At 70.5% G+C, this 5,656-nt stretch carries 7 protein-coding genes and 1 tRNA gene; 5 read left to right on the top strand and 3 right to left on the bottom strand.

The genetic code is table 11. The features are described 5' to 3' along the window. Window positions 1–81 precede the first annotated feature (81 nt). A tRNA-Thr gene (locus PHC73_RS10990) sits at window positions 82–157 on the bottom strand. A 335-nt stretch (window positions 158–492) separates the two neighbouring features. On the opposite strand from PHC73_RS10990, the gene PHC73_RS10985 reads away from it, so the two are divergent. From PHC73_RS10985 to PHC73_RS10970, 4 genes are read left to right on the top strand one after another with little or no spacing between them, the layout of a single operon-like run. Then, window positions 493–1,452, top strand: coding sequence for a phosphotransferase (locus tag PHC73_RS10985; protein ID WP_366949863.1), 960 nt, complete (start codon window positions 493–495; stop codon window positions 1,450–1,452). Then, window positions 1,449–2,108, top strand: a complete 660-nt coding sequence (gene murU, locus PHC73_RS10980; RefSeq protein WP_300127983.1) for an N-acetylmuramate alpha-1-phosphate uridylyltransferase MurU — start codon at window positions 1,449–1,451, stop codon at window positions 2,106–2,108. The genes PHC73_RS10985 and murU overlap by 4 nt, the downstream gene beginning before the upstream one ends. Next, window positions 2,105–2,545: a PGPGW domain-containing protein gene (locus PHC73_RS10975; RefSeq protein ID WP_300127980.1), complete on the top strand. Its 441-nt coding sequence runs from the start codon at window positions 2,105–2,107 to the stop codon at window positions 2,543–2,545. The genes murU and PHC73_RS10975 overlap by 4 nt, the downstream gene beginning before the upstream one ends. Before the next feature lie 21 nt (window positions 2,546–2,566). Then, window positions 2,567–3,115: a cob(I)yrinic acid a,c-diamide adenosyltransferase gene (locus tag PHC73_RS10970; protein WP_300127978.1), complete on the top strand. Its 549-nt coding sequence runs from the start codon at window positions 2,567–2,569 to the stop codon at window positions 3,113–3,115. A gap of 14 nt (window positions 3,116–3,129) precedes the next feature. On the opposite strand, the gene PHC73_RS10965 is transcribed toward PHC73_RS10970, so the two are convergent. Continuing rightward, window positions 3,130–4,008 (bottom strand): DnaJ C-terminal domain-containing protein, encoded by an 879-nt coding sequence (locus tag PHC73_RS10965; protein WP_300127975.1) that lies wholly within the window; start codon window positions 4,006–4,008, stop codon window positions 3,130–3,132. Window positions 4,009–4,055: 47 nt separating this feature from the next. Then, window positions 4,056–5,123 carry a DUF1207 domain-containing protein gene (locus tag PHC73_RS10960; protein WP_300127972.1) on the bottom strand — a complete coding sequence of 356 codons (1,068 nt, stop codon included), beginning with the start codon at window positions 5,121–5,123 and terminating at the stop codon, window positions 4,056–4,058. 209 nt (window positions 5,124–5,332) lie between these two features. On the opposite strand from PHC73_RS10960, the gene PHC73_RS10955 reads away from it, so the two are divergent. Beyond that, window positions 5,333–5,656, top strand: a 324-nt coding sequence (locus PHC73_RS10955; RefSeq protein WP_300127969.1) for a Glu/Leu/Phe/Val dehydrogenase dimerization domain-containing protein, incomplete at its 3' end; no start/stop codon positions are given.

Here is a 5,656-nt window from a genome sequence, read left to right as displayed (position 1 = left end):
AGCGGTGCCGCAACGCACGCATCCGCGGCGCCCCGGCAGGGCGTAGCCGGGGCGGGAAGAAAAGCCAAGTCACTGATTTGATGGTGCCGGTGAGAGGACTCGAACCTCCGACCTGCTGATTACGAATCAGCTGCTCTACCGACTGAGCTACACCGGCACGGGGCGCGCCGGCCTGGGTGGCGCGCGGGCGGCGATTATAGGCGCGCGGGCCATGCAGCGTCTAACAGGCCGTTGAAAAAGGGCTTCCTGCCCTTTTTCAACTCGGCTCGTCGCGGCACATGTCCGCAACGAGGTTCCCCCACATCAAGCGCTCGATGCGATTGATGTGGGGGCAAGCCATCCCTGGCTTGCCTTCACAGGCCGTTGGAAAAGGTTTTTCAACGGCCTGCTAACGCCGGCGGCGCGGGTGGCGAGTGGCTAAAATGCGGGGCCGTCCTGTCATCCGGCCCGCTCGTGTCCACGCCGTCCGTTTCCGATCCCCGTCTTGCCGCGCTGGCTGCCTGGCTGGCCGGGCTGTTGGCCGACTTTACGCTCGAGCCGGCGTCGGCGGATGCGAGTTTTCGCCGTTATTTCCGCGTGACTCACGCCGGCGGCACGCTGATTGCCATGGATGCGCCTGCGCCGCAGGAGGACTGCCGGCCGTTCGTTCACGTTGCCGGCGTGCTGCGCGCGGCGAGCCTGAACGCGCCTGCGGTGCTGGCTGCCGATGTCGAGCGCGGCTTTCTGCTGCTCAGCGATCTTGGCCGGCAGACCTATCTGGACGTGCTGACGGACGCCAACGCCGATGCGCTGATGGGCGATGCCATCGCGGCGCTGGTGCGCTGGCAGGCGGCCAGCCGGCCGGGCGTGTTGCCGCCGTACGATGCGGCGCTGCTGGGTCGCGAGCTGGACCTGTTCCCGGACTGGTACGTCGGCCGGCACCTTGGTCGCCGATTCACGCCGGCGCAGGCCGCCACTTGGCAGGCAGTGCGCAGTCTGCTGATCGAGCATGCGCTGGCGCAGCCGCGCGTTTATGTGCACCGCGACTACATGCCGCGCAACCTGATGCCGGCGGCAGGCGCGCCGGGCGGGGTCGGCATTCTCGATTTTCAGGATGCCGTGTACGGGCCGGTCAGCTACGACCCGACCTCGCTGCTGCGTGATGCCTTTCTGTCCTGGCCGCCCGAGCGCGAACGGCGCTGGTTGGCCGATTACTGGCGGCAGGCGCGGGCGGCCGGCGTGCCGGTGCCGGCGAGCTTCGAGGCGTTCGAGGCCGACTGCGATGTGATGGGCGCGCAGCGGCACCTGAAGGTGCTCGGCATCTTCGCGCGCCTGAATTACCGCGACGGCAAGCCGCGGTATCTGGCCGAGACGCCGCGCTTTCTCGCTTACATCGAGGCGGCCGCCGGGCGCACGCCGGCACTCGCTCCGCTCGCCGACCTGCTCGCGCAGCTGCACGGACGGGCGGCATGAAGGCGATGATCCTGGCCGCCGGGCTTGGCACGCGCATGGGCGCGCTCACGCGCCAGCTGCCCAAGCCGCTGCTGGCGGTGAATGGCAAGCCGCTGATCGTGCACCGGGTCGAGGCACTGGTGGCGGCCGGCTTCACCGAGCTGGTGGTGAACCTGGCGTATCTTGGCGACAAGATTGAGGCGGCACTCGGCGACGGCGGCCGCTTCGGGGCGCGCATCGTCTACTCGCGCGAGCCGGATGGCCCGCTCGGCACCGGTGGCGGCGTCAAGCGCGCGCTGCCGCTGCTGGGTGCGGCGCCGTTTTTGCTGGTCAACGCCGACGTGAGCTGCGACTACCCCTTCGCCCGCCTGCGCCGGCCGCTGCCGGGCCTGGCGCATCTGATCCTGGTCGACAACCCGGATCACAACCCGGCCGGGGACTTCGCGCTCGGCGCCAACGGCCGGCTGGCCAACCACGGCGCGCCGATGCTCACCTACGCGGGACTCGGCGTGATTGACCCGCGCCTGCTGGACGGCGTCGGCGAGGACGTCTTCAGCCTGACGCCGCTGCTGCGCGCCGCCGCCGATGCCGGGCAGCTCTATGGCGAGCACTACGCCGGCGCCTGGCTGGACGTGGGCACGCCGGACCGGCTGGCCCGGGCGCAGGGTGCGCCATGATCGACGCCGCGCAGGAACTGGCCGTGCGCCTGCTGGCACTGGCCGGCATCGAGCCGCGTTGGCTGGCCTGGGCGACGCCGGTGTCGGTGTTGACCCTGGTGGCCACCGTGCTGCTGCTGCCGGTGCTGGTGGCGCGCCTGCCGCAGGATTATTTCTACCGCGAGCGCCGTCCGCCGCAGCCGCACACCGGCCACTGGGTGCTGCGCTATACCGTGCGGATCCTAAAAAACGCGCTCGGCGCGGTGCTGCTGGTGGCGGGTTTGGCGATGATCGTGCTGCCGGGGCCGGGCATCGTGACGGTGCTGGCATCGTTTGCGCTGCTGGACCTGCCCGGCAAATACCACCTCGAACGCTGGCTGGTATCGCGCCCGCAGGTGCGCGCCGCCATCGAGCAGATGCGCGAGCGCGCCGGCCAGCCGCCGCTGCATCTGCCGTAACACCGCACTCCGGAGTTCCGCATGGGTAAACGCCTGACGCGCATCTACACCCGCACCGGCGACAAGGGCACGACGGGTCTTGGTGACGGCTCGCGCGTGGCCAAGGATGCCGTCCGCGTCGAGGCCTATGGCACCGTGGACGAGCTCAACAGCGTCATCGGCATGCTGCGCGCGCACGCCTTGCCCGGGCCGCTCGACGGCTGGCTGGGCGAGATTCAGCACCGGCTGTTCGATCTGGGTGGCGAGCTGTGCATTCCCGGCCACAGCATCCTCACCGACGCCCACGTGGCGGTGCTCGAAAGCTGGCTGGACCAGCTCAACGAGGACCTGGAGCCGCTCGCCGACTTCATCTTGCCCGGTGGCAGCCCGGCGGCGGCGGTGTGTCACCTGGCGCGCACCGTGTGCCGGCGCGCCGAGCGGCGGGTGGTGACGTTGCTGGCGCAGGAAGCGGGCGGCGAGATGGGTCTCAAGTACCTGAACCGGCTGTCGGATCTGCTGTTCGTGATGGCGCGCAGCCTGAACCGCGCCGCCGGCGTGCCGGACGTGCTCTGGCAGCGGCCGGCATCCTGACGCCGGCGCCGTCTTTACCCGAACAAACCGCGCCGCGGGTCGCAGGCCGTCTCGGCGGCCAGGCGCCGGTACAGCTCGCGCACGGCTTCGCTGCTGGCCGGCGGCGTCACCATCTTCAGCACCACGTACTGATCGCCCGGCGTCGGTTTGGCCGGCAGGCCGCGCCCGCGCAGGCGCAGCTTGTCACCGCTTTGCGAGCCGGCCGGGATGCTCAGCTCGACCGGCCCGCCCAGGGTCGGCACCCTGACGGTGGCGCCGAGCGCCGCCTCCCAGGGCGCCACCGGCAGGTCGAGGTACAGGTCGGTGCCATCCAGGCGGTACAGCCGATGTGGCGCGAACTCGACTTCTAGGTATAGATCGCCGCCGCCGCTGCCCTGGCCGGCCAGGCGGATGCGCTGGCCGGGCCGCACGCCCTTGGGGATGCGCACCTCGAGCGCGCGGGCGCGCGCGCCGGGCTGGCTGAGGTTCACCGTGCGCGTGCTGCCGTGGAAGGCGTCCTCGAGCGTGATCTGCACCCGGGCGTGCTGATCCTCGCGGCCGGCCGCGCGCCGCCGACCGTGCGGGCCGGTAAAGCCGCTGCCGAACAGGCTGTCGAAGAAATCGCTGAAACCGCCCCCGCCGCCGCGGGACTCGAAGCCGCCCCAGCCCGGCGGCGGCGTGAAGCCCTGGCCGGCCCGCCAGTGGCTGCCGAGCTGATCGTAGGCGGCGCGCTTTTCGGGGTCCTTGAGCACCTCGTAGGCCTCGGCCACTTCTTTGAAGCGGTTCTCGGCGTTCGGCTCCTTGCTGACGTCCGGGTGGTATTTGCGCGCCAGCCGGCGGTAGGCGCGCTTGATGTCGTCGGCGCTGGCGTCGCGCGCCAGGCCGAGCGTCTGGTAGTAGTCCTTGTATTGCATCGACGGTCAGGAGATGGACAACGCGGCCGGGCGTGGTCGAGCCGGGGTCAAATCCCGAACTGCACGCCGAGGCCAAAGTAGGAAATGCGGTCCGAGTAGAACTGGCCGTGCGGCGAGTAGCCGTGGTAGCCCTCCAGCAGCAGGCGCAGGTAGTGGTCCGAGCGCGGGGCGTCGAACTGCATGCCGAGCTTGAGGCTGCTGTCGAGCTTCCAGTCGTGTTCTTCGAACGACTTCAAATCCAGCCCGGCGAACGGCCGCCCGCGCAGGCCGGGCAGCAGCGTGGCCGGCTGGCGGCTGAAGTACTCGATGCCGGCGTGGGCCATCAGCCGGTCCAGGTCACCCGGCTCGCGATGCAGCAGCACCTCGCCGCCGCCGTAGACGCGAAACGGCTCGAGGTCGTAGGCCAGCAGCGCCTCGAGCGACTCGAAACTGAGGTTGATGCGCTCGGGCGCCGCGTTCAGCAGGTACTCGTCGCCCAGGTGCGAGCTCTGGTGGTACAGGCGCAGCCGGGCGCTGCGGGCACCCTGCCGCCAGGTGAAGGGAATGCCGACCGTGTAGTCGGCGTTGATCAGGTCGAAGGAGTCTGCTTCCAGGTTGAACAGGCCGAACAGGCCGCCGGAGATGCCGACGTTCCAGCCGTCGCCGGCGGCGTCGATGCGCCCGTAGACCGGAAAATTGGCGCCGTAGCCGACCTCGACCAGCCACAGGTTCTCGCTGCCGGTGTCGTAATGGCGCGGCGAGATGAAAAAACGCGGCTCCTTGGGGTCGGCCAGCGCCGGGCGGAACAGCTCGGCGGTCGGAAACCAGCGCCCACGCGCGGCCCTGGCCTGCTTGGGGCTGTCGACCAGACGCACCGAACGCACGCCGGCCACCGTCGCCAGCGCCCGCTGCGCTGCCTCGGCATCGGCGTGCCCGCTGCCGTCCAGACGCACGCGGCCGTCGCTGACCTCGAGCGTGTAACTGCCGGCCGGCCAGCCGAGGCGCTGCTCGAGCACCGCCGCGGCGTAGCCGGCGAGGAAGGCGTCGTCCGGCACTGCGGCGGACGGCGTGCCGGCGCTGGCGAGGCGGCCGGCGAGCAGGGCCAGGCCGGCAATGATGGCGTGTCGAATGCGCATGCGGGCTCCGTTGGGATCGTTTGGGGCGGCAGCTACGATGCGGCAATCATGCAACGAGTCTGCGGATGAGGTTCGAAGCAAAGACCGCGCCGCCGCGCGCCGCTTGTGGGCCCTTTTTGGCGGGCGGCGGCTGACGGCAGTCAGGGCAGTATGGCGCAGGGTGCTGCTTATATTGTCCACCGCCAGTCCACCCGCGCAGGGGTTATCGCATGCATCCCGAGCTGCCGTTCGCCGACGATCTGGGCCCGGCCCGCGTCATCCACATCCATCAGCCGGCACTTGGGCTGGCCGCCACGGTGGTGCTCGACAACCTGGCCTGCGGGCCGGCCATCGGCGGCCTGCGCATGGCGCCGGACGTGACCACCGCCGAGTGCGCGCGTCTGGCGCGCGCCATGACGCTCAAGAACGCCGCCGCCGGCCTGCCGCACGGCGGCGGCAAATCCGTGCTGCGCGCCGACCCGCACCTGCCAGCGGCGGACAAGGAGCGTCTGATCCGCGCCTTCGCCGCCGCGCTGCGCCACGAGCAGGCCTAT

The organism is Immundisolibacter sp., from assembly GCF_028696615.1.
Lineage (GTDB): Bacteria > Pseudomonadota > Gammaproteobacteria > Immundisolibacterales > Immundisolibacteraceae > Immundisolibacter.
The sequence above is the reverse complement of the archived record's forward strand: the minus strand, read 5'-3'. Positions and strand labels throughout refer to the sequence as shown.

Excerpts from the sequence above, each read along its gene's own strand:
- murU (WP_300127983.1), top strand. The coding sequence starts at position 1,449 with ATGAAGGCGATGATCCTGGCCGCCGGGCTTGGCACGCGCATGGGCGCG.
- PHC73_RS10975 (WP_300127980.1), top strand. The coding sequence starts at position 2,105 with ATGATCGACGCCGCGCAGGAACTGGCCGTGCGCCTGCTGGCACTGGCC.
- PHC73_RS10970 (WP_300127978.1), top strand. The coding sequence starts at position 2,567 with ATGGGTAAACGCCTGACGCGCATCTACACCCGCACCGGCGACAAGGGC.
- PHC73_RS10965 (WP_300127975.1), bottom strand. The coding sequence starts at position 4,008 with ATGCAATACAAGGACTACTACCAGACGCTCGGCCTGGCGCGCGACGCC.
- PHC73_RS10960 (WP_300127972.1), bottom strand. The coding sequence starts at position 5,123 with ATGCGCATTCGACACGCCATCATTGCCGGCCTGGCCCTGCTCGCCGGC.